Origin of the sequence: Ligilactobacillus equi DSM 15833 = JCM 10991, from assembly GCF_000615765.1 — a bacterium.
Classification (GTDB): domain Bacteria; phylum Bacillota; class Bacilli; order Lactobacillales; family Lactobacillaceae; genus Ligilactobacillus; species Ligilactobacillus equi.
On sequence record NZ_BAMI01000123.1, the window covers coordinates 1 to 1325 of the forward strand.

Annotated in this window: 2 protein-coding genes; both read left to right on the plus strand. The window is 39.7% G+C overall.

All coding sequences use genetic code 11. From position 1 onward, the window contains the following. Positions 1-87 precede the first annotated feature (87 nt). Entirely contained in the window at positions 88-375 is a 288-nt protein-coding gene (locus JCM10991_RS11685) for a helix-turn-helix domain-containing protein (RefSeq protein WP_025021586.1), read from the plus strand. A gap of 14 nt (positions 376-389) precedes the next feature. Beyond that, positions 390-1274 (plus strand): IS3 family transposase, encoded by an 885-nt coding sequence (locus JCM10991_RS11690; protein WP_035189093.1) that lies wholly within the window; start codon positions 390-392, stop codon positions 1272-1274. Positions 1275-1325: the final 51 nt, after the last annotated feature.

The window sequence follows — 1325 nt, forward strand, 5'->3', positions numbered from 1 at the left end:
TGCTGTTAGAATAAAAAATGTACAAGTTAAAATGAGGTCCTGAATCAGTTATAATATAGTCAATGTATTTAACGGAGGAACTCAATAATGGCAAAGCAACACTCTATTGAATTTAAGAATGACGCAGTTCAATACTACCTAGATAACCAAGACCACATGAACTACAGAGAAGCAGCTAAAAATCTGGGGATTGGTGTAAGTACCTTGCAGAAGTGGACTAAGCAGTTCAAGGAACAAGGTGCGGTTACGGGTCGTGGCTCCGGTAACTATGCCAGTGACAAAGATAAAGAGATTGCTCGTTTAAAACGTGAGCTTCGTGACGCCGAAGGCGCTATTGAAGTGCTTAAACAAGCTATCAATATCTTGGGAAAATAGAAGCTACCGAAGTCATCAATGAACTTGTCGATAAAGCGCAACAAGCTAAGTCCCATCCTTCGGTAGCGGGAATGCTTAAACGAGTGGGACTTTCACGCTCGAATTACTATGCGCAAAAGAAACGGTCAGTCTCTGCCACAAAGTTAAAACGCCAAGAAATCATGAGTAAAATCAAAGAAATTTGGGAGGAAAGTAAGCATATCTATGGTGCACCTAAAATCACCATGATACTGCGTAAAAATGGCTTTCGTATATCTGTTAAAACCGTAGGTAATTACATGCGTAACATGGGCATTAAAGCTCACTACGTAAAACCTTGGACAACAACTACCCGTGATTCTGAATACTCTGACCAGCTTTTAAACTATCTTGACGAACACTTTAACCCTGAGACTCCTAACACCCGTTGGTGTATTGATACTACGTATATTCCAATTCGTAATGGGTTTGCCTATTTGACAAGTATCATGGACTTATACTCCCGAAAGATTATCGCTTGGGATTTATCTGATAATCTAGAAGTGGCTAATGTAATTCCTTTGATTGAACGTGCTAAACGTCTACGTGGCATTACACAGCCGTTGATAATGCACAGCGATCGTGGTAGTCAATTCACATCTGACGCATATAAAGCTGTTACAGCCGAGTTTAAGCTATCTTACTCAAAGAAGGCTTATCCGTGGGATAATGCTTGTATTGAGTCTTTTCACGCTCTAATCAAGCGAGAATGGCTTAATCAGTTCGATATTCGCTCATACCAAGAAGCACGTCGATTAGTTTTTGAATATATCGAAGCTTTCTACAATAATGTGCGGATTCACAGTCATTGCGATTACACGTCACCAAAGGATTTTGAAGATAATTATTACGATAATCAGGCTTTGATTCAGGTAGCCTGATTAGTCGTTAAAAATCTCATTTTAACTTGTCCGTTTTCTTGACGCAAGACC

Coding starts and splice junctions, on each gene's coding strand:
- JCM10991_RS11685 (WP_025021586.1), top strand. CDS start 88: ATGGCAAAGCAACACTCTATTGAATTTAAGAATGACGCAGTTCAATAC.